Source organism: Streptomyces sp. NPDC034049, from assembly GCF_055575575.1.
In genome coordinates, this window is record NZ_JBVISJ010000006.1 from 228302 (window position 1) to 253239 (window position 24938).

The window sequence follows — 24938 nt, forward strand, 5'->3', positions numbered from 1 at the left end:
CGCGACCAGCCCCCACGCACCCGCACCCGGCTCACAAAGCCCAGGCCACTCCTCCCGTCACCGCTTCTTGATCCGCAGGAACGTCACGGAGTTCGCCGGGAACGTGTAGCTGAACTTCCTGGCCACCCCGCTGAACGTGGAGTTCACCGGCGCCACCGGCGTGGCCGTCTCCGTGTTCACCGCGTCCGGCGCGGCCGTCAGCGTGGTCACCCGCGCCTTGGAGCGCACCTTCGCGCCGCCGAGGTCGATGGCCGTGCGCGCGGCCACCCCTTGCGCGTTGACGACCTTCAGGATCAGGTCACCCGTCTTCGCGTCCCGCGTCACGACCTGCCGGAACGGCTCCGCCGGCTTGTCGTCGGTGAAGCTCCCCCACTCCTTGCCGTCCAGCAGCAGGGTCACCTTCCGGCCGCGCACCTCGACCTCGATGTCGTAGGTGCGGCCGGTCTCGATCGTGCCCGGCTTGGAGATCAGCGAGGACTTGCCGCCGTCGACGGCCTGCTCGACCGCGCTGGTGGTGTTGTTCCAGCCGCCGAGGTTCCACCAGTAGTAGTTGCCGGTGTCCTTGACGCCGAAGGCGACGAGGAAGCCCTCCTTGCCGGACTTCTTGGTGGCCTTGACCTTGAGGTCGTAGTCGTGCCAGGCGGTGTCACCGGCCGTGACCATGGTGTTCTCGGCTGCCACGTCGGTCTGCACGTACTGGCCGTCCTGGACGCTCCAGCTGCCGCCACCGCTGTGGTTCCACTTCGACGCGTCGCCGCCGAAGTCGTCGGCGAAGAGGGGCACCCCGTCGGCCGAGGTCACGCTCACATCGTCGTACGCCGCCGTCGTCGCCCAGGTGGACAGGCCCACGGCGCCGGTGATCGGGCCGGTCAGTGACGGGGTGCCGGTGGCCGTCGACGGCACCACACGGTCGCCGACGTTGTTCATGAAGAGCTTCTGCGTCTCGTAGCTGGCGGAGTTCCACGAGGCGTGGTTGTTGAACCAGATCATGTCGGGGCGCCACTGCACATAGTCCTCGTTGGCGAGGAGCGGCGCGTAGGAGGCCAGCTTCACGATGTCGGCGTTGCGCTCCAGGCCGGTCATGAACGCCGCCTCGGAGAGCGCGTTCTTGAAGGCGTTGCCCTGGGAGGCGTACTCGCCGAGGAAGACCTTCGGGCCCTTCCTGTCGTACGAGTCGTAGCGGTCGTTGTTCTGGAGGAACCACTGGGGGCTGTTGTAGTAGTGCTCGTCGACCATGTCGACGTTCGCCTCGCGGTTCAGCTTCCACGCGGTGTCGAAGGTGGTGCCCGTGTCGTCGGGACCGGAGTTCGAGATCACCTTGATGTCCGGGTACTTCGCCTCGATGGCGGCCCGGAACTTCTGGAAGCGGGCGAAGAACTCGTTCGGCAGGTTCTCCTCGTTGCCGACGCCGAGGTGGGTGAGGTGGAAGGGCTTCGGGTGGCCCATCTGCGCCCGCTTCTTGCCCCACTTGCTGGTGACGGGCCCGTTGGCGAACTCGATGAGGTCGAGGGTGTCCTGGATGTGCCGCTGGAGCAGGGCCTCGTCGTCGGTGGCCTTGTTCTGGCCGCAGCCGGTGACGAGGGCGGGCACCACGGGCAGCGGCATGGCGCCGATGTCCTCGGAGAACTGGAAGTACTCGTAGTAGCCGAGGCCGTAACTCTGGTTGTAGCCCCAGAAGTTGGCGTTGGTGGCGCGCTGCTCGACGGGGCCGATGGTGTCCTTCCACTGGTAGGAGCGCGTGCGCTCCCAGTTCGAGGCCTCGCTGTAGTCCTGCATGGAGCCGGTGTTGACGAGGCAGCCGCCGGGGAAGCGGACGAAGCCCGGCTTCAGCGCGGCGATCTTCTCGGCGAGGTCCTTGCGCAGGCCGTTCCTGTGCCCCTTGTAGGTGTCGCGGGGGAAGAGGGACACCTCGTCGAGGGCGACGGCTCCGGCGGAGGCGACGGTCAGTCGGCCGTGGGAGCTGGTCCGTGTCGCCTCGAAGGAGACCCGGTACTTGGCCCAGCCGCCCTTGACCTGCACGCGGCGGGCCTCGGCGAGCGCGCCGTCGGGGTCCTGGAGGGTGACGGTCAGCGCGGTGCGGGCGGCGGCGCGCGCCCACACCGAGAAGTCGTACTTCTTGCCCTCCTCGACGTGGACGCCGGTGTTGTAGCCCGCGTTGGTGACGGCCGAGGCGGCGCCGAGGGACAGGTAGTTGCGGTTGCGCTCGTTGAGGCGGGCGGCGTCGTTCACGACCTGCGCGGTGCCGTCCACGGTCCACGAGGTGAGCGGGGTGTAGGCACGGTTGTCGGCGGTCGAGTACTCGAAGGACCGGTTCTGCACGAGTTCGGCGTACAGACCGCCGTCGGCGGCCCGGTTGATGTCCTCGAAGAAGACGCCGTACATGGTGTCGTCGATCTTCGCGCCCCGGGCGGTCGGGTCGACGGTGATCGCGTAGTCCGTGACGTCCTCGGCGTGCGCGGGGGCCGGGACGGAGGCGGCGGCCACCAGGAAGGCGGTGGCGGTGAGGCCGAGTCTCCAACGGGTGCGGGTACTGCGTGACATGGATACTCCGCGTCTCGGGGTGGGGGTCGTGAGGTGCAGGGAGTTGACTGGCGTCGCACGGGAGTCATTCGAAATACCGGACGATGATCAGCACTTCGAACGGCAAGATAGGGAGGTGACCTGGACAGCGTCAACGGGTCGCACGGCACCGAAAGTCTCGGAAAAGAAGGCCTGATGAGCGGTTTCCTGCCAGTTCCCGATGTCCTGGCGCATCTCGTCGGGGGATGGCGGGTCCTGCGGTCCGTGCGGGATCTCGCGAGCGGCGCGGAGGGGGAGTTCTCGGGGACGACGGTTTTCAGCCCGCTGGACGACGGCGGCCTGCTGCACCGGGAAGCCGGAACTTTCGTCTGGCAGGGCGTCCCGCGCCCCGCCGAACGCACCCTGCGCTTCCTCCCGGGCGCCACGCCCGGCACGGCCGATGTCCGTTTCGCGGACGACCGCCCTTTCCACGACCTGGACCTGACCACCGGGCGGTGGCGCACGGACCACCCCTGCGTCGCCGACCTCTACCGGGGCGAGTTCGAGGTGTACGGCGAGGACCGCTGGCGGACGATGTGGCGGGTCGGCGGCCCCGCGAAGGATCTGCTCCTGGTCACCGACTACACCCGCGACCGGTCGGCCGGGGGCCCCGCTCCTACTGAGGGGCGCCCAGCCGCAGGTTCCAGCGGCCCGCGTGCCCCGCGACCGTGACCGTCGACAGGGGGCGGATGTCCATGTTCCAGTACGACGACGGCGGGGCCTTCAGCGCGTAGACCAGGGCGGCGCGCAGCACGGACGGCTCGGCCACCGCGACGACACGGCCGCCCTCCCCCACCGGACGGGTCTCCAGCCAGCCGCCTATGCGGGAGATGAACCCGATCAGCGACTCGCCGCCGTGCGGGGTGGCGTGCGGGTCGGCGAGCCAGGCGTCCACGGCCGAGGGCTCGCGCGCCATGGCCTCGCCCAGTGTGAAGCCGCGCCAGCGGCCCATGTCGCAGTCCCGCAGCGCGGGCTGGGCCAGCGGCGCGTAGCCGAGGGCGTCCCCGGTGGCCCGGCTGCGGGGCGTCGGCGAGCAGTAGCGCAGCTCGGCCGCCGCCAGCGGCACCAGCTCGTGGGCGGCGCGCTGCACTTCGTCCCAGCCGGCCTGGTCCAGCGGCCGGTCGTCCTCGAAGCGCTCCGCGAGCAGCGAGGAGCAGCGCGCGGCGGCGACGAACGTGACCCGAAGATGCATGCGGCGATGGTGGAACGGGGTTCTCCGCAGGTCAAGAGGCGTTACTCAGGAGTTACCGGGGGGTACCGCGTCCGCCGCTCCGGGCACTCGTCGCCGCACCCCGCCCCTCACTCGGACACCAGAGCCATCCACCGATCGGGCTTGGCGAGCGGCTCGAACCCGAGCTTCGCGTAGACGCCGTGCGCGTCGTGCGTGGCGAGCAGGACACGCCGCAGCCCGTACGCCCGGAGGTGCTCGCACACGGCCGCGACCAGCGCGGTGCCGAGCCCCTTCCCGCGCGCCGACGGGGCGACGTACACATCGCAGAGCCAGGCGAACGTGGCCCGGTCGGTCACCACCCGCGCGTACGCCACCTGCTCCCCCGAACCCACCTCGTACGCACCGAAGTTGAGCGATCCCCGGATCGCGCTCTCCTGCTTCTCGCGGGCGCGGCCGAGGGCCCAGTAGGCATCGGTGGACAGCCAGTGGTGGACCCGTCCGACGTCGATGCGTCCGGGATCGTCGGAGATCTCGTAGCCCGTGGGTACGGCGGGGTTCGACTCGTCGCTCATGGCAGGACGTTCGCAGGCCGGGCGCCCGCTGTCGAACCGTTTACGGCCTCCTCCAGGCGCCGGAGCCCTTCCGCGATCTCGCCCGCGCCCGCGACCCCCGCGAAGCTCAACCGCAGGTGGCCGGCCGGGGGTTCGGCGCTGAAGTAGGGGCGCCCGGGGGTGACGGCGACCCCCGCGCGGAGGGCGGCGGCGACCAGGGCGGGCTCGTCGGTGCCGTCGGGGAGGCGCAGCCAGAGGTGGTAGCCGCCGGAAGGGATGTGGGGCAGGGCGAGTTGGGGCAGACGTGAGCGCAGCCCGGAGGTGAGGGCATCCCGACGGAGCTTCAACTCCCGTGAGACCGCGCGGAGATGGCGGGGCCAGGCGGGCGAGCCGACGAGTTCGAGGGCGGCCTCCTGAAGGGGGCGCGGCACGAAGAAGGTGTCGACGACCTGGATGGCGCGCAGCCGCTCCAGGACCGGGCCCCGCGCGGCCAGGGCACCCACCCGGAAGCTGGGCGAGGTCGCCTTGGTCAGCGAGGAGACATGCACGACCACGCCGTCGGGATCGTCGGCCACCAGGGGCCGCGGCAGGGGACCGGCGTCCTCGTGCACGAGCCGGCGTACGAAGTCGTCCTCCACGACGAAGGCCCCCGCCGCACGGGCGATCCGCAGCACCTCGCCCCTGCGGTCGGCCGCCAGGACGGCGCCGGTGGGGTTCTGGAAGAGCGGCTGGCAGACGAAGACCCGGGCGCCGGACGCCTTGAACGCGTCGGCGAGGAGGGCGGGTCTGACCCCGTCCGCGTCCACCGGGACCGGCACGGGGCGCAGCCCGGCCGCCCGTGCGATCGCCAGCATGCCGGGGTAGGTGGGCGACTCGACGAGCACGGCCGCCCCGGGCGGGGCGAGGGCGCGCAGGGCGGTGGTCAGGGCGGACTGGCCGCCCGCCGCGACGATCACCTCGGCCGAGGTGATCGCTCCGCCGATGCTCCGCGCGAACCACTCGCGCAGCTCCGGCACTCCCTCGACCGGCGGCCGCGCCCACACCCCGGGCCGGCGCCCCGCCCGGGACAGGGCGGCGCCCATCGCCTGCTCCGGCTGCAACGACGGGTGCAGATAGCCGCCGTTGAACTCGATGACACCGGGCGGCGGGGAGGCGAGCGAGACCAGGACCCCGGAGGCGTCCACCGTGCGGGGCGAGGGCTCGGCGCTGCCGTCCGCGCTCAGCGCGACCTCCTGCCAGGAGGTGTCCCCCACCGGTGCCGTACCGCTCTCGCGCGGGGCGGCCCGGAAGGCGCCCGCCCCCGGCCGGGTCACCACGAGCCCCTCGGCGGCCAGGTGCGCCAGCGCGCGCGACACGGTCACCGGGCTCACCCGGAACCGCTCGACGAGGGCCCGGCTCGACGGCAGCTTTCCACCGACCGAGTAGCGGTCAAGCTCCTTCCGTAGCTGTTCCGCCAGTTCCGCCCCACTGCTACGCTCATGCATGAGAGTAGAGAGTAGCGCTATCACCCCGACATCAGTAGCGGTGGACGCCGGCACATCAGTAGCGGCAGGCACCGGCCGACGACAGAACACCGGGGCGGCCGGGTCCGCCCCGGCGAGCGGCGCCGGTGCCGACACCCGCCGCGCCGGCGGCGGCACGCTCCTGGCGGCCCTCGGTGTCACCGCCTTCTCCCTCACCTTCCCCGCCACCGCCTGGGGCCTGGAGGGCTTCGGCCCCTGGTCGCTGGTCGCCGTGCGCAGCGTGCTGGCCGCCGTCCTCGCGGGGGTGTGTCTGCTGGTCCTGCGGGTGCCGCTGCCGGGCCGTCGGCACTGGGCGGGGCTCGCGGTCGTGGCCGCCGGGGTCGTGCTGGGGTTCCCGATGCTGACCACGCTCGCGCTGCGGACCTCCACCACCGCGCACGCCGCCGTCGTGGTCGGTCTGCTCCCGCTGACGACCGCCCTGTTCTCGGCTCTGCGCATGGGCACCCGCCCCTCGCGCACCTTCTGGGCGGCCGCCCTCGCCGGAGCCGCCGCGGTGCTCGCGTTCACCGTGACGCAGAGCGGGGGCTCCCTCACCACGGCCGATCTCTATCTTTTCGGCGCGCTGCTGGTCTGTGCGGCCGGCTACACCGAGGGCGGCCGGCTGGCGCGGATGATGCCCGGCTGGCAGGTCATCGGCTGGGCCCTGGTGCTCTGTCTGCCGCTGAGCGTGCCGGGCGCGCTGCTGGCCCTGTCGTACGAACCGGCGCAGCTGACCGCGCACAGCGTGGCCGGGCTGGTGTGGGTGGCGGCCGGGTCCCAGTTCCTGGGGCTGGTCGTCTGGTACCGGGGCATGGCGGCGATCGGCATACCCAAGGCCAGCCAGTTGCAGCTGGCGCAGCCGCTGCTCACACTGGTGTGGTCGGTGCTGCTCCTCGGCGAGCAGCTCACCCCGGCCGCGCCCCTGACGGCGGCCGCGGTACTGGTCTGCATCGCGGTCACCCAGCGTTCGTCCGCCTGAGCCCGTACGCGACCGGTGCAACCGGCACCGCCCGCAATAGACTGCGGTCACGGACCGCCACTCCCGTGCGAGACGAGGAGGCCCCCGATGCAGGCAACCAAAGGCGACACCCTGTTGGTGCACGGCAGGACCGTCGGGCACCACGACCGGACCGCGGAGGTCCTGGAGGTGCTCGGCCAGAACGGGAACCCGCCCTACCGGGTCAGGTTCGACGACGGGCACGAGGCGCTGATGTCCCCGGGCCCGGACACGGTCGTCCGTCACCCCGGGGACACCAAGTAGCGGGTCTTCGTCAGCGCGGTGGTTCCGCCGGCCGCTGGTAGTGGTCGGCGACCACGCGCGCCATCGCGCCGATCTTGTCCTCCTCGACCTCCCTGGCCGAGAAGAAGACGTGTCCGCGCGCCTCCGGGACGTCGCGGGCCAGGGTGAGGTGCCGCGAGAGTTCGACCGGGTCCTGCCAGGCCGCGGGCTGGGCCGGGTCGCCCGCCTTGTAGAGGGCCTCCCCGATGTACAGCCGCGTCCCGCTGCCCCGGGCGGTCTCCGCCCACCAGGGCAGCAGCTTGGCGTAGTCGGCGGCGGCGAAGCCGATGTTCCAGTACAGCTGCGGGACGATGTAGTCGATCCAGTTCTCCCGGACCCACTTCCGGGTGTCCGCGTGCAGGTCGTCGTAGGTCTGCACGCCCGCCCGGGTGTCCGAGCCCCGCTCGTCGGTCACCGCGTTGCGCCACACCCCGAAGGGGCTGATCCCGAACTGGGTGCCGGGGCGGATCGCCTTGATCTGGGCCGCCGTCTCGCGCACCAGCAGGTCGATGTTGTCGCGCCGCCAGGCCGCCCGGTTGGGGAAGCTCGCGCCGTACCGGTCGTAGGCCGCGTCGTCGTCGAAGACCTGGCCGGCCACCGGGTACGGGTAGAAGTAGTCGTCGAAGTGCACGGCGTCCACGGCGTACTTGCGGACGGCGTCGAGCATGGCCTTCTCCACGAAGGCGCGGACGGCGGGGATGCCGGGGTTGTAGTAGAGCTTGCCGCCGTAGGGGACGACCCAGTCGGGGTTCTGCCGGGCCGGATGGGAGGCGACCAGCCGGCTCGGGTCGGTGTGGACCGCGACCCGGTACGGGTTGAACCAGGCATGCAGTTGGAGCCCCCGGGCGTGCGCCTCCTGGACGGCCGTGCCCAGTGGGTCCCAGCCGGGGTCCTTGCCCTGGGTGCCGGTGAGGTACTGCGACCAGGGCTCGTACGGGGAGGGCCAGAGTGCGTCGGCGCTGGGGCGTACCTGGAAGATCACCGCGTTGAGGCGGCGGTCCACGGCGGTGTCGAGCCGGGCGAGGAGTTCGGCGCGCTGTTCCGCCGCGGTCAGGCCGGCCTTCGAGGGCCAGTCCCGGTTGAGGACGGTGGCCAGCCACATGCCGCGCAGCTCGCCCTCGCCCGCCCTGCGGCGCGGGCTCGGTTCGCCGCCGGCGATGGCGGTGCCCGCCGCCACCCCGCCCGCCGCCACGAGGGTCGCCGCCGCGGTCGCCCAGAAGGCCCGCCGTGACATCCGTGGCTTGCGATGCATCCTCGTACCTCCACCTACCGCGTGTCCGCCGTCGCGCGGACCGGTCCCGGACCAGCCTTCCATGTGACACCCGGGATACTGATCAGTAGGCGGCGCGGGTAACGTGCAGGTTTGGCGCAGGCCTCCACCAGGGGTATCTGCCAGGCACGAGGACCATGGAAAGGGACGATGTGACGGACATCCCGGCGGGAGACATTGCCCGCGTCGGAGTCGTGGGCTGCGGCCAGATGGGAGCGGGCATCGCCGAGGTGTGCGCCCGCGCCGGACTGGACGTCAAGGTCGCCGAGACCACCGGCGAAGCCCTGGAGATCGGCCGCACCCGGCTGTTCAACTCCCTCGCCAAGGCCGCCGAGCGCGGCAAGATCACCGAGGCCGAGCGGGACGGGACCCAGGCGCGCCTGAGCTTCACCACCGATCTCGGCGAGTTCGCCGACCGTGACCTCGTCATCGAGGCGGTCGTGGAGAACGAGCAGGTGAAGACGGAGATCTTCCAGGTGCTCGACCAGGTGGTGACCCGCCCGGACGCGATCCTCGCCTCCAACACCTCCTCGATCCCGCTGGTGAAGCTCGCGGTCGCCACCTCGCGGCCGGACCATGTCATCGGCATCCACTTCTTCAACCCGGCCCCGGTGCAGCAGCTCGTCGAGCTGATCCCGGCGCTGACCACCTCCGAGGGCACGCTCAGCCGGGCGCAGCTGTTCGCCGAGAAGGTCCTCGGCAAGCACCCCGTGCGGGCCCAGGACCGCTCGGGCTTCGTCGTCAACGCGCTGCTGGTGCCGTACCTGCTCTCCGCGATCCGGATGTTCGAGTCGGGCATCGCGGGCCGCGAGGACATCGACAACGGCATGGAGCTGGGCTGCGCCCACCCGATGGGCCCGCTGAAGCTCTCCGACCTGATCGGTCTGGACACCATCGTCTCCATCGCCAACAGCATGTACGAGGAGTACAAGGAGCCGCTGTACGCCGCTCCCCCGCTGCTGCAGCGCATGGTGGACGCGGGGCGACTCGGCCGGAAGACGGGTTCGGGCTTCTACGCGTACGCCTGACCACCGGCAGTCCGACTACGCACCGTCAGTCCCCTCGCGCGTTCGGGCCCGGCACCCTTCTGGGTGCCGGGCCCGTCGTATTCACACACCGTGTGCGCGGCGGACACGCATATGCCCTGCGCACACTCTCCTCACGCGCCCACCAGGCGAGTTGACTTCACGTGCGCACGCAAGGGACCGGACGACTACAGAAAGGAGCGGACTCGTGGCCATCGACCCCGAGCATCCGGTGCACCACGGCGAACTCGCAGAGTTACGCCGCCGCCTGGATGTGGCGCACACACGCGTCGAAGGAGGGCTGACCCTGCTGAGCCACCGCGCCGAACAGAGCGCCAAGGAACTCGACGACCTCAACACGCGGCTCGTCACCCTGGAGCACGCCCGCTGGCCGCTGCCCGCGGTGGCGGCCCTCACGGCCCTGGGCGCCCTGGTGGTGTCCGTCTGGCAGGCGCTGGGCCACTAGCCTCCCGGGCGGGACACGGCGGGTGATTCACAGCCGGGTGTCCTGCCCGAGCCGTAGATGATGCAGCAGGAGCAGGGCGGCCGCCATGTTGGCGGCCGGGACCTCGCCGCGGGCGACCATGTCGGGGACGAGCTTGAGGGGGACCCATTCCCGGCGGTCCGACTCGAAGTCGTCCACGGGGTGCCCGATGTATGCGCCCTCGTCGGCCCAGTAGACGTGGTGCAGCGCGTCGGTGAGCCCGTTGGAGGGCTCGACGCTCATCAGGTGGTGCAGGGGTCCCGGCCGCCATCCGGTCTCCTCCTCCAGTTCGCGGGCGGCTGCCTCGGCGATGGCTTCGCCGTCCTCGACGACGCCCGCCGCGAGCTCCCAGCCCCAACTGTCGGTGATGAAGCGGTGCCGCCACAGGAGCAGCACCTCGTTCGCCTCGTTGACCACGGTGGCCACGGCGACAGGCCGCAGCCGTATCAGGAAGTGATCGAGGTGCCGCCCGTCCGGCAACGCCACATCCGCGAGATTGACGCTGAACCAGCGGTTCGAGTACACAGTTTGTTCGCTCTGTTTCGTCCACTGCACGGTTCTGCCACCTTCCGCCGAGTAAGTGGCAATATCGCAGCAGTAGCTGGGTGACAGCAGGCGCACGGCCGGTGCACGGCCGCGCCCCGGGACCGCGTCAGAGCGGTACGCGCAGTGCCCCGTCGATGAGTTCGGCGGCCTCGGAGGTCCCCGCGCAGCCGCTGCGCACGAGGTGCTCGCGTACCGACCGGAGTCGGTCACGCAGGCGCATGGACTCCATTCCGCGCGCCCGCTCGGCCATCTCGACCGCGGTGGCCACCGCCTTGTCCGCGTTTCCCTGCCGCAGTTCGATCTGGCTGAGCATCGCGAGCCGGTGCACCCGCCCCCGGTCGTGCGCCGGCGTGTCCACGGCCGCCGCCGCGTGCTCCGCCGCGGCCGTCAGGTCGCCGAGGCTGAGCAGCGCCTCCGCCACCTGTACGTTCACCAGGCCGGGTTGGACATAGCCGGTCTCATCGGGTTCGTACCCGCGCCGGATGCGCTCGGCGGCCTGCTCCGCCCGCCGGATGCAGGACAGCGCGCTCGTGCCGTCGCCGAGGTGCGCGTACGCCTTCGCCTGCATCGCGTACAGGTCGGAGGCGAGCGCCGGGGTGATGTGCGGGCCGGCCGTGCGCAGCGCGGCCTCGGCGAAGGCGACGGCCTGCCGGTGCTCCCGCATGAACAGCGACTGGTTGACGAGGAGCGCGATCACATACGCCCCAAGCCCCCGGTCCCCACTGGCCTTGGCCAGCCGCAGCGCCTGGTGGAAGTAGCGCTGGGCCAGGCCGTGGGCGTCGGAGTCGTACGCGCAGATCCCGGCGATCGCGACCAACCCGCCCGTCGCCCGGTGCAGTTGGCGGCCGGTGGCATCGGTGTAGCTGCCCCGCAGCAGCGGCGCGGCCTCGGCGTTGAGGAACCCGACGATCCTGGTGCGGGTGGCGACGCCGCCGGCCTTGCGGTACATCTGCTCGTAGTGCGTCCGGGCCGCGCGCAGCATCTCGATGTCGGCCATGCTGACGCGATGCCGTCCGCCGCGGGAGACGTCGACGTCCTCCGGCGGGTTCTCCCACTCCCAGACGGGCATCACGGCGGGCGTCCCGGTGACGGCGGGGGCGCCGAGGACATGGGGGCGCTGTTGTTCGTCGGAGCGCCACAGCGCGGTGGCGCGCTCCACGAACCCGGAGAGCCCGGCGCCGTGCGGGGAGGCCGCCTCGCCCGGCACGCCGAGCCCGATGTCGTCGAGGGTGACGGTGCGGCGCAGCCGCCCGGCGAGCACCTCGCAGATCAGGTCGGGCACCTGTCCGCGCGGCCGCTGCCCCTTCAACCACCGTGCCACGGCGGTGTGTTCGTATCTCAGCGCCAGCCCCCGGGCGCGCCCCGCCTGATTGACGTGGGCGGCGAGACCGGCGTGGGAGATACCGGCCTCGTCGAGGATCGCGTCGAGCAGGGTGTTGGGCTGCATGGAGGCCCTCCGGTGGCTCGGTGCCGGCGAATCGCAGCGTAGCGCCTCCCTCTTCACACGGGGTGTGACGGGAACGCCCGAATTCGGGCTGTGTGCACGCTGTCGCAGAGAGTTCCGGTCAGGTTGACTGGGATCCCTCGCCAAGAGGCCGGCCGGGCCGCCGGCTCCCCCTCGTACAGTGCGGTGGCCCTGCCGGGCGGAACGGGAGCGACTACGGGGTGGGGGCGACAGGTGGGTTGTCGGCTGCGGGTCGTTGGTGGCTGGTCGCGCCCCGCGGCGGAGCCGCAGATGTATGCGGCCCCGCGCCCCTGAAGACAAGTGGGCGGTCGTTGCGGAGTACCAGTATCGCGATGTCGTCCTTCGGTCTTCCCGCCGTGTGGCGGAGGAGTTGCGTGAAGACGGCTCGGAGTACCGACTGGGGAGAGATGGGACGGCCGCGTACGGCTTCCCTCAGCGCGCCCGGCAGAGGAAAGAAACGCCCTTGGCTGTCCCTCGCGTCCTCCACGCCGTCCGTGTGGAGGAACAGGGCCTCGCCCGGGAGGAGTTGGCCGCAGGCCGTGACCGGCAGTTCGGCGGGGAGCGGGAAGAGGCCGAGCGGGGGCAGCGGGTCGGCACGGGCGAGGGGTGCCGCTCGGTTGACGCCGAGCAGGTAGGGCCAGGGGTGGCCGCAGTTGAGGGCGTGGAGTTCGCCGTCGGGGGTGATCTCCAGGAGGAGGACCGTGACGAAGTCCTCGGTGTCCTCGGCGCGGCTGCGGGCGCGGAGGTGCCGGGCGAGCGCACGGTCGAGACGGGCGAGGACCCCGGCGAGGTCGGCCTCGTCGTGGACGGCCTCGCGGAAACAGCCGAGGACGGCGGCGACGGTGCCGACGGCGGCGAGGCCGTGACCGCGTACGTCGCCCATCACCACCCGTACACCGTGCTCGGTGGCGATCACCTCGTACAGGTCGCCGCCGAGGGTGGCACCCCGGTCGGCGGAGAGCTGGACGGCGGCGGTGGCGAGCCCGTCGATCCGTGCGGGCAGCGGCCTGAGCAGGACGCTCCGCGTGGCGCCCGCGACCGCGCGCGCCTGCCGCACTTCCCGCAGCATCACCCGCCTGACGTGCAGCATCAGCCCGGTGCCGACGGCGAGGCACACAGCGCCGCCCGCCATCCGGGCACCGGCACGGACGGACCGCCGACCGAGAAGCCCTCGCCCCCGGGACCATGTCCGGCGAGGAATCCCAGCCCTGACTCGAATCATGCCGTTGGCCCCCCATCAGGCCCGGACAGCGCGTGAGGCCCAGAAAGGCCGGTCCGATTCTGTCCACAGCACGCCCGGATGGGGGCGATCACCCACAATTGTCACCCGAATGAGTGAGGTGACTCATGGATGCGTCGCGCGCCAGGGGCGCGGGGAACTGCGCGACGAGCCACGAACCACCCGCAGCCGCCGTAGGAACCGCAGTCCCCCACCCCTCAGACGCCCTAACTCCGCAGCACGGCTCCCGTACGCTCGCCCGCGAGGGCGACCGCCGCGTCCCGGGCCGCCGACGCCTCGTCGACGGTCAGTGTGCGGTCCGCGGCCCGGAAGCGCAGCGCGTACGCCAGTGACTTCCGTCCGTCGCCCAGCTGCTCCGCGTTCTCGTAGACGTCGAACAGCCGGATGCCCTCCAGGAGTTCACCGGCGCCCTCACGCAGCGCGGCCTCCACGTCGGCGTGCGGCACGAACGCGTCGACGACGAGCGCGACGTCCTGCGTGGCGACCGGGAACGTGGAGATGCTCGGTGCGTGCGGGGTGCTGTCCCCCACCTGCTCCAGGGCGTCCAGATCGATCTCCATCGCGGCGGTCCGGGCCGGCAGTCCGAGCGCCTTGAGGACACGCGGGTGCAGCTCGCCGGCGTGGCCGACGACCCGCTCGGTGCCGTCGGCGACGACCACGAACTCGGCGCAGCGCCCGGGGTGCCAGGGGCCGTACTGGCCCTTGCGGACGACCAGTTCGGCACCGGCCTCGCGGGCGACCGCGCGGCCGGCCTCGACGGTGTCGGCCCAGTCGGCGGGGCGCCCCTTGCCCCACCAGCCGGCCTGCTCGCGGGCCCCGGCGACGACGACGGCCACATGGCGCGGCTGCTCGGGCAGCGCGGCGTTCAGCGTCGCGATCTCCTCGTCGGTGGGCCGGCGGTCGACCGGCAGCGCGACGGCGACGCGCTGCTCCTCACGGGGGAGGAAGACCAGGCCGGTCTCGAACAGGGCGAGGTCGTGCGTGCCCCGGCCGTCGTTGCGCCGCAGCGCGCCCAGCAGACCCGGCAGCAGCGAGGTGCGCAGTGCGGGCTCCTCGTCGCTCAGCGGGTTGGTGAGCCTGACGACGCGGCGGGCCGGGTCGTCGGCGTCCAGGCCGAGCTGGTCGAAGACCTGCTCGCCGATGAACGGGTAGTTCGGAGCCTCGACGAATCCGGCGCCGGCCAGCGCCCGCCCGACGCGGCGGTGCAGTCGCTGCCGGTGGGTGAGGCCGCGCCCGGCCGGGGGCCTGGGCAGTGTGGAGGGCAGGTTCTCGTAGCCCTCCAGGCGGATGACCTCTTCGGCCAGGTCGTTCGGGTCGGTGAGGTCGGGCCGCCACGACGGCACGGTGACGATCAGCTCGTCCGTCCCGTAGACGTCGCAGCCGACCTCCTGGAGGCGGCGTACGACGGTCTCGCGGCCGTACTCGACGCCCGCGACCTTGTCCGGGTGGTCCGCCGGGATCGTGATCGTGCGCGGAGCGGACGGGGCGATCACCTCGGTGACGCCCGCGTCGGCGGTGCCGCCCGCGAGGAGCACCAGCAGATCGACGGTGCGCTGGGCGGCGGCGGCCGCCGCCAGCGGGTCGACGCCGCGCTCGAAGCGGCGGGACGCCTCCGACGACAGCTTGTGCCGGCGGGCGGTGCGGGCGATGGAGACCTGGTCGAAGTGGGCGGCCTCGATGACGACGTCGCTGGAGGCGTTCTCCACATCGTCGTGATCGGCGATCTCCGTGTCGGCGCCGCCCATGACCCCGGCGAGGCCGATGGGGCCGCGCTCGTCGGTGATCACCAGGTCCTCGGCGTGCAGGGTGCGGGTCGTGCCGTCGAGGGTGACGATCTTCTCGCCCTCCTCGGCCCGGCGCACACCGATCGTGCCCTGGACGAGGGAGCGGTCGTAGGCGTGCAGCGGCTGGCCCAGCTCCATCATCACGTAGTTGGTGATGTCGACGGCGAGCGAGATCGGGCGCATGCCGACCTTCTGCAGCCGGCGCTTGAGCCAGATCGGGGAGCGCGCCTCGGGGTCGAGACCGGTGACGGTGCGGGCGGTGAAGCGGTCGCAGCCGAGCGGGTCGGAGACCTGGACGGGGTGGCCGAACGCGTTCGGGCCCGGGACGTCGAGGAGCGCCGGGTCGCGCAGCGGCAGGCCGTAGGCGATGGCGGTCTCGCGGGCGACGCCGCGGATCGACAGGCAGTAGCCGCGGTCGGGCGTGACGGCGATGTCCAGGACCTCGTCGACCAGCTCCAGCAGCTCGATCGCGTCCTTGCCGACCTCGGTCTCCGGCGGCAGCACGATGATGCCCTTGGTGCCGTCGTCGCCCATGCCCAGCTCGTCGCTGGAGCAGATCATGCCGTGCGAGTTGCGGCCGTAGGTCTTGCGCGCGGAGATGGCGAAGCCGCCGGGCAGTTCGGCGCCCGGGAGGACCACGACGACCTTGTCGCCGACGGCGAAGTTACGGGCGCCGCAGACGATCTCCTGGGGCTCGCCGGTGCCGTTGGCGGTGCCGACGTCGACGGTGCAGAAGCGGATGGGCTTCTTGAACTCCGTCAGCTCCTCGATGGTCAGCACCTGACCGACGACGAGGGGGCCCTTGAGGCCGTCGCCGAGCTGCTCGACCGTCTCGACCTCCAGACCGGCCGAGATCAGCTTGGCCTGGACGTCACGACCGGTCTCGGTGGCCGGCAGGTCGACGTACTCCCGCAGCCAGGAAAGCGGGACCCGCATCAGATCTCCATCCCGAACGGCCGGGTGAACCGGACGTCACCCTCGACCATGTCTCGCATGTCTTCGACGTTGTGGCGGAACATCAGCATCCGCTCGATGCCGAACCCGAAGGCGAATCCGCTGTACTTCTCGGAGTCGACACCGCAGGCGGTGAGCACCCGGGGGTTGACCATGCCGCAGCCGCCGAGCTCGATCCAGCCCTCGCTGGAGCAGGTGCGGCAGGGGCGGTCGGGGTTGCCGACGGAGGTGCCCTTGCAGACGTAGCAGAGCATGTCCATCTCGGCGGACGGCTCGGTGAACGGGAAGAAGTTCGGCCGGAGCCGGGTCTTCATGCCCTCGCCGAACAGCGACTGGACCATGTGGTCGAGGGTGCCCTTGAGGTCGGCCATGGTCAGGCCCTCGTCGACGGCGAGCAGCTCGACCTGGTGGAAGACCGGGGTGTGCGTGGCGTCCAGCTCGTCGGTGCGGTACACGCGGCCGGGGCAGATCACGTACACCGGCAGCTCGCGGTCGAGCAGGGAGCGGATCTGCACGGGCGAGGTGTGGGTGCGCAGCACGACGCCGGACTCGGTGCCGCCCTCGGGGCCCTGCACGAAGAAGGTGTCGGCCTCGCCGCGGGCCGGGTGGTCCGGGCCGATGTTGAGGGCGTCGAAGTTGAACCACTCGGCCTCGACCTGGGGGCCCTCGGCGACCTCGTAGCCCATGGCCACGAAGATGTCCTCGATGCGCTCCGACAGCGTGGTGAGCGGGTGGCGGGCGCCGGCCGGTACGCGGTCGTAGGGCAGCGTGACGTCCACCGCCTCCTCGACCAGCACCCGGGCGTCGCGCTCGGCCTCCAGCTCGCTCTGGCGGGCGGCGAGGCCCTTGTTCACCGCGCCCCTGGCCTGGCCGACGAGCTTGCCCGCGGCGGCCTTGGCCTGCGGGGGCAGCGCGCCGATCTCGCGGTTGGCGAGGGCCAGCGGGGAGGTGCCCCCGGTGTGGGCGACCTTGGCCTCCTGGAGCGCGTCGAGGGAGTCCGCGGCGGCGAAGGCGGCGAGCGCCTCGTCCCGCATGCGCTCGATCTCTTCCGGTTTCAAGGCCTCGACCTCTACAGGGTCGTACGACTTATTCGGTGCCGACATCTCTTCCCGTGCTTCCGATTGGCTGGCGGATGGTCCCCGTACCGACTCGTGGACAGATCGTCACGGTTTTTGGGACACAAAGGTGCCAAAGGCCGAGTCTAACGGGGTGGAGGGCTTGCGAACGCGCCCGTGGTGCTCAGGCCAGGTAGGCCGGCGCCGCCACGGGCAACGTAAATCGGAACTCGGCGCCGCCGCCGTGGGCGCGTCCGACCGTGATGGTGCCGCCGTGGGCTTCGACGATGCCCTTGACGATGTACAGCCCGAGGCCGGTGCCACCGCGCTTGCTGCCCCGCCAGAAGCGGGTGAAGACGCGGTTCATGGACTCCTCCGGGATGCCACTGCCCTCGTCGCTCACCGTGACCGACGTGCCGGTGTCCTCCCCTTCCCGGGGGGACGCCGTGGGCGTGACGTCAATCGTGACGGTTCCCTCGCCGTGCCGCACCGCATTTTCGAGCAGGTTGCTCAGCACCTGGTCGATCTTGTCCGGGTCGGCCCACAGGGCGGGCAGCGGCTGCTCGATCCGCAGCAGGAACCGGTCGGCGGGCTGTCCGGCCGCGACGTATGCCTGGATGTGCCGTCCGACGGCGGCGCCCATGTCGACGGGCTGCCGCCGCACCTCCAGCCGTCCCGAGTCGATCCGCGAGATGTCGAGCAGTTCGGCGATGAGCCGGGTGACCCGGTTGGCGTCGGCGTCGACGGTCTCCAGCATCAGCTTCTTCTGGTCGTCCGTGAACCGCTCCCACTTGGCGAGCAGCGTCGCGGTGAACCCCTTGACCGACGTCAGGGGGGAGCGCAGCTCGTGGGCGACGGTGGCGATCAGCTCCGCGTGACTGCGCTCGGTGCGGCGCCGGGCCTCGGTGTCGCGCAGCGAGACGACGACCCGGCGGACGGGCCCGGTCGGCTCCGTCCGGACGTAACGGGCCGATACGAGGATCTCGCGCGCCCCGGGCAGCAGCAGGTTCCGCTCGGGCTGCCCGACCCGGATGGCGAGCCCTCCGTAGGGGTCGGTCAGCTGCCACCAGCGGCGGCCTTCGAGGTCTTCTAAGGGGAGGGCCCATTCGAGGGGGCGGCCGAGGGCGTCGGCGGCGGGGATCGCGGTGATCCGGGCGGCGGCGGCGTTGAAGCAGATCACGCGGCCGTTCTCGTCGGCCACGACCAGTCCGTCGGGGAGGTCGTCGGGGTCGATGCCCAGGTCGGCGAGGTCGCCCTGCCGGGCCGCGGATGTGGCGAGCACGTCCCGTGCCACCGGTGTGCCGCTCGTGCCGACCCTCATCCCCGTACCCCACCTCTCGCGTTGTGCAGTGGGCCCCCGAGCCCGTCACCCTACTAGCTGGGCGTGACGGTGCGGCACCCTCCGAAGGCGCGCTGTGCACGGGCGGACGCGTAGAGACATACGGCGGCGGCGGTCGCCAGGTTCAGGCTTTCCGCCTTTCCGTGGATGGGAACGCGCACGACGGCGTCGGCGAGTGCCCGGGTCTCCTCGGGCAGCCCCCAGGCCTCGTTGCCGAACACCCAGGCCGTGGGCCCGCCCATGGTGCCCTTGTCGAGTTCGTCGTCGAGGTCGTCCTGCCCCGCGCCGTCGGCGGCGAGGACACGTACGCCGATGCCCTTGAGCCCCGCGACGGCCTCCTCCACGGGCACGCCGACGGCGACCGGCAGATGGAAGAGCGATCCGACGGAGGCGCGCACGGCCTTGGGGTTGTAGAGGTCCACAGAGGCGTCGGTGAGCACGACGGCTTCCGCGCCGGCGGCGTCGGCGCACCGCAGCACGGTGCCGGCGTTGCCGGGGTCGCGGACGTGGGCGAGGACGGCGACGAGCCTCGGGCGCGCGGCGAGGATCTCGTCGAAGGGGGTGTCGAGGAACCGGCAGATCCCGACGAGCCCCTGGGGGGTGACGGTGGTGGAGATGTCGGCGATGACGGCCTCGTCGGCGAGGTGGACGCGGGCGCCGGCGGTGCGGGCGTCTTGGACGATGTCGGCGTAGCGCTCCGCGGCGTCGACCGTGACGAACAGCTCGACCAGGGTGTCCGGGCGCCCGGTGGCCTCCCGGACGGCCTGCGGGCCCTCGGCCAGGAACAGCCGGTCCTTCCCCCGGAAGTTCCGCTTCGCCAGCCGGCGGGCCGCGGCGACGCGGGCGGACCGGGGGGAGATCAACTCGGGGACGGCAGGCATGGGTCACCTTTGGATCGGAGAGCTCGGGGGGTTCGGTGCGTCAGCGGGTGCGGGCCGGTGGGGCTTCTCGCGCAGTTCCCCGCGCCCCTGAAAAGCACGGGCTGCGCCCCGTGCTTCTCGGCCCGCAGGGGCCTGGTCTTTCAGGGGCGCGGGGAACTGCGCGAGAAGCCCCACGTACCCGCACCCGACGACGCACCGGCACGCACCAAAAACACCCGGACCCGCAGGCGGCAAGCACCTGCGGGTCCGGGTCACATCTCACACGGCTCAGGCCAGCGCGAGCGTCACGCCGCCTTGGGCGCGTTCACGTCCGCCGGCAGCGCCTTCTGCGCGACCTCGACGAGCGCGGCGAACGCGGGGGCGTCGTTGACGGCCAGCTCGGCGAGGATCTTGCGGTCGACCTCGATGTTCGCGGCCTTCAGACCCTGGATGAGGCGGTTGTACGTCATGCCGTTCTGGCGGGCCGCAGCGTTGATGCGCTGGATCCACAGCTGACGGAAGTCGCCCTTGCGCTTCTTGCGGTCGTTGTAGTTGTAGACCAGCGAGTGGGTGACCTGCTCCTTGGCCTTGCGGTACAGGCGCGAACGCTGACCGCGGTAGCCGGAGGCCTGCTCGAGGATCGCCCGGCGCTTCTTGTGGGCGTTGACTGCCCGCTTGACGCGTGCCACTTGTTAACTCCTTGTAGCGGGGCCGTGGTTGTCGTCACACGACCCGAAATCGATGGGGTCCCGGTCCTGACGTACGGCGCTCACGAGGGGCGCCGGGTACGTCACTTGCCGAGAAGCTTCTTGATCTTCGCGGCGTCGCCCGGGGCCATCTCGGCGTTGCCGGTGAGGCGACGCGTCACGCGGGACGACTTGTGCTCGAGCAGGTGGCGCTTGCCGGCGCGCTCACGGAGCACCTTGCCGGAGCCGGTGATCTTGAAGCGCTTGCTGGCACCGCTGTGCGACTTGTTCTTCGGCATAGCGCCGTTCTCTCCTCGTCAGTGGCGCTCCGGTGCCCGGTCGCTAAACCGGGCACGACGGAACGTCATTTCTTTCGGTTGGCACCCTGGACCGGTGTCCAGGGCTTCCCCCGGACTCGCGTCCCGGGGACTTACGCCTCGGCAGGCTCCTCTGCCGGCGCCTCGGCTTCGACGTGCTCCACGTCGGAGTGCTCGGCGTCGGCGGCGTTCTGCGACTTGCCGGGGTTGGCCTTCGCTTCCGCCTTCCGGGCTTCCTGCGCCTGACGGGCCTCGGCCATCGCCTCGGTCTTCTTCTTGTGCGGACCGAGGACCATGATCATGTTTCGGCCGTCCTGCTTCGGGTTCGACTCGACGAACCCGAGGTCCTCGACGTCCGACGCGAGACGCTGCAGCAGCCGGTAGCCCAGCTCGGGCCGGGACTGCTCGCGACCACGGAACATGATCGTGATCTTGACCTTGTCGCCCTGCTTGAGGAACCGGACGACGTGACCCTTCTTGGTGTCATAGTCGTGCGGGTCGATCTTCGGCCGGAGCTTCATCTCCTTGATGACCGTGTGCGCCTGGTTCTTGCGCGCCTCACGGGCCTTCATGGCCGACTCGTACTTGAACTTCCCGTAGTCCATGAGCTTGCAGACCGGCGGACGGGCGTTCGCGGCCACCTCGACGAGATCGAGGTCGTACTCCTGCGCAAGCTCCAGGGCCTTGGCAAGCGGAACAATCCCGACCTGCTCGCCGCTGGGACCGACAAGTCGCACCTCGGGAACGCGAATCCGGTCGTTGATGCGGGGCTCGGCGCTGATGGATCCTCCTCGGTAGCACCACACGACGGTCTGGCGGACCGCCGCGTCATGTCTGGTTGACATCTGGACCAACCACCGGGAGCCACGAAAAATGCCCCGGACGGAACACAGGCGGGGCTCCATGAACTGCCGGAGCACCGCCGCGGGTGTGCCGCGGGGCGCAATATCGGACGACTCCACCGTCCGTACGGAACGGTGGGGGCCGCCTGACCGGGTGACCTGCCGTCCCGGAGGACAGTCAGGTGGGAGTGCGGAGCCTCCACTTGCGGGCCGGACACACAGGTGTCCAGCCGGTCGTGGACACCACCATACCGGGTTCAAACCTGACGTGCCAATCGAGCCGCGGCGACTCCCGCAGGTCGGGAGGCACGTGCCGGGGCCTATCGTGTGGGGCATGAGTGAGACCCCTCCTGAGAACCCCGACTTCGACTCGATGACCCGCGACATCGCCGAGGTCCCCGCGGTCGAGGTGATCGTGACGGTCGCCGTCAACCTGATGAGCGCCGCCGCGGTGAAGCTCGGTCTGACCGAGGAGGGCGACAAGTACAAGGACCTGGACGAGGCCCGCAAGCTGGTCACCGCCCTCGCCGGTCTGCTGGACGCCTCCGCGACCGAGATCAGCTCCTTCCACGCGGCCCCGCTGCGCGACGGCCTGAAGTCGCTGCAGCTGGCGTTCCGCGAGGCGTCGCTCGTCCCGGACGAGCCGGGCCAGGGCCCGGGCGAGAAGTACACGGGCCCGATCTACGGCTAGTCCCGCAGCGCTGCGGGACGACTACGCCCGTACGTACAAGGGCTCGCCCGGTGGTGTGGCCCCGGCCGGCAGCAGTGCCAGGTCGAGGCCGCGCACCAGGCGGGCCCTCAGTGTCTCGTCGGCGGCGAGGCGCCCGGCGACGGACTGCGCCGTCTCGGCCGGGGGCGCGGCCTCGTCGAGGATCAGAGCCAGGGTGCCGTCGGCCTGTCCGGGGCCGAGGTGGGCGCGGAGCACGGCCGGCTCGGCGGCGACGGCGGAGCGTACGGCGTCGCGGACGGCGGGGTCGGCGAGCGGGTCGGTGGTGGTGCGTCCCTCGGCGAGCGCGAGCAGGGCGCGGCCGGTCAGCTCGAAGGGGACGGGGCCGGACAGGTCGAGCACGATCGTGTCGGCCTTCTCGTGCGCGGCGGCCTGCAGCGCCTGGTGCAGCGGTACGGCGACGGGGCGGGCGGCGGGGTCCCAGCGCGCGAGGCTCTCGGTGGAGGTGAAGGCGGGCAGGGCGGTGCGGCCGCCGGCCTTGAGGGTGGGGACGGCCATGTCGCTGGTCTTCTCGCGGCGCAGTCCGCCCTCCCGTCGCCCACCACCGCCCTTCCAACGAGCTTCGCGCCCCTCCTGATCGTCCACCTCAACCTCGCCGAGCACGGCCACGACGGGCACGAGCAGCCGGGCACCCTTGAGCGCTTCGAGGACGGGGCCCACGGCGGTGCGGTCGTCGGCCCAGGCGGCGAGCGCGGCGCTCAGCCGGGGGTCGGCGGAGCCGTCGTCGTCGGAGAAGCCGGGGTCGGGAATGTTCTTGTTCGCCACGGTCGTCGACCCTATCGGGGGAAGTCTCCTGGGCGTTCGGCAGGCCGGAAACGTGTTCGTCACCTCACTCACGGTTTTCTCAGCCGACCCTGACAACCATCTAACAATCGCCTAACCACACGCACAGCCCGGCACAGAAGCATCGCGGTATGTCCTCTCGCCGAGCCCGTCGCCGTGCCCGTACGTCCGGGCGCCGTCCGCTCCTCCCTCTCGCGCTCGCCTCCGTCGTCCTGGTGGGCGGCACGGCCGCGGGAACGGTGTTCGTGCGGGCCCAGGCACAGGACCGCGGCGCCTCGGCCGTATCGTCGTCGGGGCCGTCGGCACCCTCGTCGGTGGCCGCTGAGGAGGCTTCGGTGGAACCTGTGGCGGTGCCCGAGGTGGACCACGACGAACTGCTCGCGACGGCCCTGGCGGAGCTGACCGTCGAGGACGGGGCGGCGGTGTCCGTGGCCGTGCTCGACGTGGCGTCCGGCGACTCGGCCGTGTACGGGGACGCCCGGTTCGACACCGCGAGCATCGTCAAGCTGGACATCCTGGCGGCGCTGCTGCTCCAGGCCGAGGACGCGGACCGGCGGCTCACCGCGCAGGAGAGGACGTACGCCTCGGCGATGATCCGCGACAGCGACAACGCCTCCGCGACGGAGCTGTGGAAGGTCATCGGGCAGGCGGCCGGCCTGGACGCGGCGAACGAGCGGTTCGGGCTGACGGCGACCGAGGGCGGCGACGGGCTGTACTGGGGCCTCACCCTGACCACGGCTGCCGATCAACTCGTCCTGCTCCGGCAGGTGTTCGGGGACGACGACAACTCCGTACTGAGCGCGGACTCGCGGGCCTACGTCCAGGATCTGCTGGCGCGGATCGCCGAGGGCCAGGACTGGGGTGTCTCCGCCGCGGCGACGGGCGGGGCCTCGGGATCGGGCTTCGCCCTGAAGAACGGCTGGCTGCCCCGCACCGCCACCGGCCTGTGGGACATCAACAGTGTCGGCCGGGTCTCGGTGGACGGGCGCGCGTACCTGGTCGCCGTGGTGTCCGACGGCCACACGACGAAGGCGAAGGGCGTCGCGACGGTCGAGGCGGCGGCGAAGGCGGCGGTGTCGGTCTTCGCGGACACGGCGGCGGACGCGGCGGGTACGGAGGACGCGGCGGCTTCGGCGGAGGAGGTGGGCCCCTCCGGAGGGGCGGACGCGGCGCGGGTGGCCACCGGCTCGTAGGCGCGGGTGTCAGACGATGAACTCGTCGGGGCGGCCACGGCCCCGCCCGCGCCAGATCACCACGGCGGTGATCAGCAGGAGCACGCCGAGGCCGCCCGCGGCGGGGGCCGCCCAGCCGGCCGTGGGGTCCTCCTCCTCGACCGGGTCCGGGCCGGAGCCGAAGTACCTGCCGCCGTGCGACGCGGCCTTGAGATCGTCGGGCTTCAGCTTGCCGCCCTCCTCGATGGCGGCGGCCGGGTCGATGAAACCGAAGCCCCGGGAGTCGTCGCGACCGCCGACCGGCGCCTCGCGGGCGGTGTCCTCCAGGAGGCGTTTGACCTGGGCGGGGGTGAGGGCGGGGTGGGCCGCCCGGATGAGGGCGACGGCACCGGAGACGAAGGCCGCGGCGGCGCTGGTGCCCCAGCCCTCGTAGTACTTGCGGTCGGGGTCGGCGATGACGACGTGCATCCCGGGGGCGCTGACGGTCGCGTACCAGCGGCGGGTGGAGAACGGGGCACGGTCGCCGTCCTCGTCGACCGCGGTCACCGCTATCACGCCCGGGTAGGCCGCCGGGTAGGAGACGTGGTCGCCCTTCTCGCCGCCGTTGCCGGCCGAGGCGACGACGATCGAACCCTTCGCGAGGGCGTACTGGACGGCCGCGTCCTCGGAGGGTTCCGGGTGGGCGGACTCGGAGTCGTCGCCGAGGGAGAGGTTGATGACGTCGACGCCCTGGTCGGCGGCCCAGCGGATGCCGTCGGCGAGGGCGTTGCCCCGGGTGTTGCGGGCCTTGGAGCGGGCCGAGTCGCCGTCCTCGAGGATGACGCGGACGGGGAGGATCTTGGCCTCGGGGGCGATGCCGAGGACGCCCTCGGAGCGGTTCACCCCGTGGCCGTGTCCGGCGATGATGCCGGCCATGGCCGTGCCGTGCCGCGCCCAGGACCGGTCGCCGCGCGAGGCCCCGAAGCCGACCATGTCCTTCGTCGGCAGGACGTTGCCGGCCAGGTCGGGGTGTTCGTCGTCGACGCCGGTGTCGAGCACGGCGACGGTGATCCCGGCGCCCTTCGTCGCACGCCACGCCTCCTGCGTACGCATCGCGTCCAGTGCCCACTGCTGGTCCCGGATGCCGTCGGCGTGCGCGGCGGTGGACGGCAGGAGGGCCAGGGAGGCGGCGAGGGGCACACTGAGCAGAGCGCTCCGCAGACGCCGCCGACGGTCGGCTCCGGGGGCGCGCGGGGGGATGTCGGCGGGCGCTTGGGCGTCGTGCGTGGCGGAAGCGGTGTGCGCGTGCACGGCGTGCGCGGCGTTCGCGGGAGCGGCGGCCGTCTCG

24 protein-coding genes are annotated in these 24938 nt (G+C 71.8%); 7 read left to right on the top strand and 17 right to left on the bottom strand.

What is annotated here, in order from left to right; all coding sequences use genetic code 11:
* Positions 1–57 precede the first annotated feature (57 nt).
* On the bottom strand, positions 58–2541 hold the full coding sequence (locus tag ACZ52C_RS19790; protein ID WP_469075939.1) for an alpha-L-arabinofuranosidase C-terminal domain-containing protein: 2484 nt from the start codon (positions 2539–2541) through the stop codon (positions 58–60).
* 174 nt (positions 2542–2715) lie between these two features.
* Between ACZ52C_RS19790 and ACZ52C_RS19795 the strand changes: the two genes are divergently transcribed.
* The gene (locus ACZ52C_RS19795; protein ID WP_469075940.1) at positions 2716–3231 is read left to right on the top strand and encodes a DUF6314 family protein; all 516 of its coding nucleotides are present in this window, start codon (positions 2716–2718) and stop codon (positions 3229–3231) included.
* Here the strand turns inward: ACZ52C_RS19795 and ACZ52C_RS19800 are convergent.
* The 3 genes from ACZ52C_RS19800 to ACZ52C_RS19810 form a co-directional block, all read right to left on the bottom strand.
* Positions 3176–3751, bottom strand: a complete 576-nt coding sequence (locus ACZ52C_RS19800) for a histidine phosphatase family protein (RefSeq protein WP_469075941.1) — start codon at positions 3749–3751, stop codon at positions 3176–3178. The genes ACZ52C_RS19795 and ACZ52C_RS19800 overlap by 56 nt on opposite strands.
* 107 nt (positions 3752–3858) lie before the next feature.
* A complete protein-coding gene (locus tag ACZ52C_RS19805; RefSeq protein WP_469075942.1) occupies positions 3859–4302 on the bottom strand; it encodes a GNAT family N-acetyltransferase in 444 nt (147 codons plus the stop codon).
* Positions 4299–5765 (bottom strand): aminotransferase-like domain-containing protein, encoded by a 1467-nt coding sequence (locus ACZ52C_RS19810; RefSeq protein ID WP_469075943.1) that lies wholly within the window; start codon positions 5763–5765, stop codon positions 4299–4301. Before ACZ52C_RS19810 ends, ACZ52C_RS19805 begins: the two co-directional genes overlap by 4 nt.
* Here ACZ52C_RS19810 and ACZ52C_RS19815 point away from each other — a divergent pair.
* A complete protein-coding gene (locus tag ACZ52C_RS19815; protein ID WP_469075944.1) occupies positions 5764–6762 on the top strand; it encodes a DMT family transporter in 999 nt (332 codons plus the stop codon). The genes ACZ52C_RS19810 and ACZ52C_RS19815 overlap by 2 nt on opposite strands.
* 87 nt (positions 6763–6849) lie before the next feature.
* The gene (locus ACZ52C_RS19820) at positions 6850–7044 is read left to right on the top strand and encodes a DUF1918 domain-containing protein (RefSeq protein WP_469075945.1); all 195 of its coding nucleotides are present in this window, start codon (positions 6850–6852) and stop codon (positions 7042–7044) included.
* Between the two features lie 10 nt (positions 7045–7054).
* On the opposite strand, the gene ACZ52C_RS19825 is transcribed toward ACZ52C_RS19820, so the two are convergent.
* Positions 7055–8314 (bottom strand): glycoside hydrolase family 10-like protein, encoded by a 1260-nt coding sequence (locus tag ACZ52C_RS19825; protein ID WP_469075946.1) that lies wholly within the window; start codon positions 8312–8314, stop codon positions 7055–7057.
* A gap of 155 nt (positions 8315–8469) precedes the next feature.
* Between ACZ52C_RS19825 and ACZ52C_RS19830 the strand changes: the two genes are divergently transcribed.
* Positions 8470–9360 (top strand): 3-hydroxybutyryl-CoA dehydrogenase, encoded by an 891-nt coding sequence (locus tag ACZ52C_RS19830; protein WP_319105803.1) that lies wholly within the window; start codon positions 8470–8472, stop codon positions 9358–9360.
* Between the two features lie 205 nt (positions 9361–9565).
* Positions 9566–9823: a hypothetical protein gene (locus ACZ52C_RS19835; protein WP_469075947.1), complete on the top strand. Its 258-nt coding sequence runs from the start codon at positions 9566–9568 to the stop codon at positions 9821–9823.
* Between the two features lie 27 nt (positions 9824–9850).
* Here ACZ52C_RS19835 and ACZ52C_RS19840 read toward each other — a convergent pair whose 3' ends face one another.
* The 10 genes from ACZ52C_RS19840 to infC all read right to left on the bottom strand — a co-directional run bounded on the left by ACZ52C_RS19840 (position 9851) and on the right by infC (position 20893).
* The gene (locus tag ACZ52C_RS19840; protein WP_469075948.1) at positions 9851–10396 is read right to left on the bottom strand and encodes an NUDIX domain-containing protein; all 546 of its coding nucleotides are present in this window, start codon (positions 10394–10396) and stop codon (positions 9851–9853) included.
* A 97-nt stretch (positions 10397–10493) separates the two neighbouring features.
* Positions 10494–11834 (bottom strand): transcriptional regulator, encoded by a 1341-nt coding sequence (locus tag ACZ52C_RS19845; RefSeq protein WP_469075949.1) that lies wholly within the window; start codon positions 11832–11834, stop codon positions 10494–10496.
* A 211-nt stretch (positions 11835–12045) separates the two neighbouring features.
* Positions 12046–12984: a PP2C family protein-serine/threonine phosphatase gene (locus tag ACZ52C_RS19850; protein WP_469075950.1), complete on the bottom strand. Its 939-nt coding sequence runs from the start codon at positions 12982–12984 to the stop codon at positions 12046–12048.
* Between the two features lie 314 nt (positions 12985–13298).
* The gene (gene pheT, locus ACZ52C_RS19855) at positions 13299–15812 is read right to left on the bottom strand and encodes a phenylalanine--tRNA ligase subunit beta (protein ID WP_469075951.1); all 2514 of its coding nucleotides are present in this window, start codon (positions 15810–15812) and stop codon (positions 13299–13301) included.
* Complete coding sequence (gene pheS / locus ACZ52C_RS19860) at positions 15812–16933, bottom strand: phenylalanine--tRNA ligase subunit alpha (RefSeq protein ID WP_469075952.1); 1122 nt, start codon at positions 16931–16933, stop codon at positions 15812–15814. The genes pheT and pheS overlap by 1 nt, the downstream gene beginning before the upstream one ends.
* A 136-nt stretch (positions 16934–17069) precedes the next feature.
* Complete coding sequence (locus tag ACZ52C_RS19865) at positions 17070–18206, bottom strand: sensor histidine kinase (protein WP_319105795.1); 1137 nt, start codon at positions 18204–18206, stop codon at positions 17070–17072.
* Positions 18207–18259: 53 nt separating this feature from the next.
* Entirely contained in the window at positions 18260–19105 is an 846-nt protein-coding gene (locus ACZ52C_RS19870; protein WP_469075953.1) for a TrmH family RNA methyltransferase, read from the bottom strand.
* Positions 19106–19389: 284 nt separating this feature from the next.
* Entirely contained in the window at positions 19390–19773 is a 384-nt protein-coding gene (gene rplT / locus ACZ52C_RS19875; protein WP_045557148.1) for a 50S ribosomal protein L20, read from the bottom strand.
* A gap of 101 nt (positions 19774–19874) precedes the next feature.
* Positions 19875–20069 (bottom strand): 50S ribosomal protein L35, encoded by a 195-nt coding sequence (rpmI, locus tag ACZ52C_RS19880; RefSeq protein ID WP_003977225.1) that lies wholly within the window; start codon positions 20067–20069, stop codon positions 19875–19877.
* Positions 20070–20200: 131 nt separating this feature from the next.
* Positions 20201–20893, bottom strand: a complete 693-nt coding sequence (infC, locus tag ACZ52C_RS19885; RefSeq protein WP_060885396.1) for a translation initiation factor IF-3 — start codon at positions 20891–20893, stop codon at positions 20201–20203.
* A gap of 370 nt (positions 20894–21263) precedes the next feature.
* Here infC and ACZ52C_RS19890 point away from each other — a divergent pair, with 370 nt between their 5' ends.
* Entirely contained in the window at positions 21264–21620 is a 357-nt protein-coding gene (locus ACZ52C_RS19890; protein WP_033531706.1) for a DUF1844 domain-containing protein, read from the top strand.
* Between the two features lie 21 nt (positions 21621–21641).
* Here ACZ52C_RS19890 and ACZ52C_RS19895 read toward each other — a convergent pair whose 3' ends face one another.
* Positions 21642–22421, bottom strand: coding sequence for an SseB family protein (locus ACZ52C_RS19895; protein WP_469075954.1), 780 nt, complete (start codon positions 22419–22421; stop codon positions 21642–21644).
* Positions 22422–22570: 149 nt separating this feature from the next.
* On the opposite strand from ACZ52C_RS19895, the gene ACZ52C_RS19900 reads away from it, so the two are divergent.
* Positions 22571–23632, top strand: a complete 1062-nt coding sequence (locus ACZ52C_RS19900) for a serine hydrolase (protein WP_469075955.1) — start codon at positions 22571–22573, stop codon at positions 23630–23632.
* A 9-nt stretch (positions 23633–23641) separates the two neighbouring features.
* On the opposite strand, the gene mycP is transcribed toward ACZ52C_RS19900, so the two are convergent.
* Positions 23642–24850 carry a type VII secretion-associated serine protease mycosin gene (mycP, locus tag ACZ52C_RS19905; protein ID WP_469076153.1) on the bottom strand — a complete coding sequence of 403 codons (1209 nt, stop codon included), beginning with the start codon at positions 24848–24850 and terminating at the stop codon, positions 23642–23644.
* Positions 24851–24938: the final 88 nt, after the last annotated feature.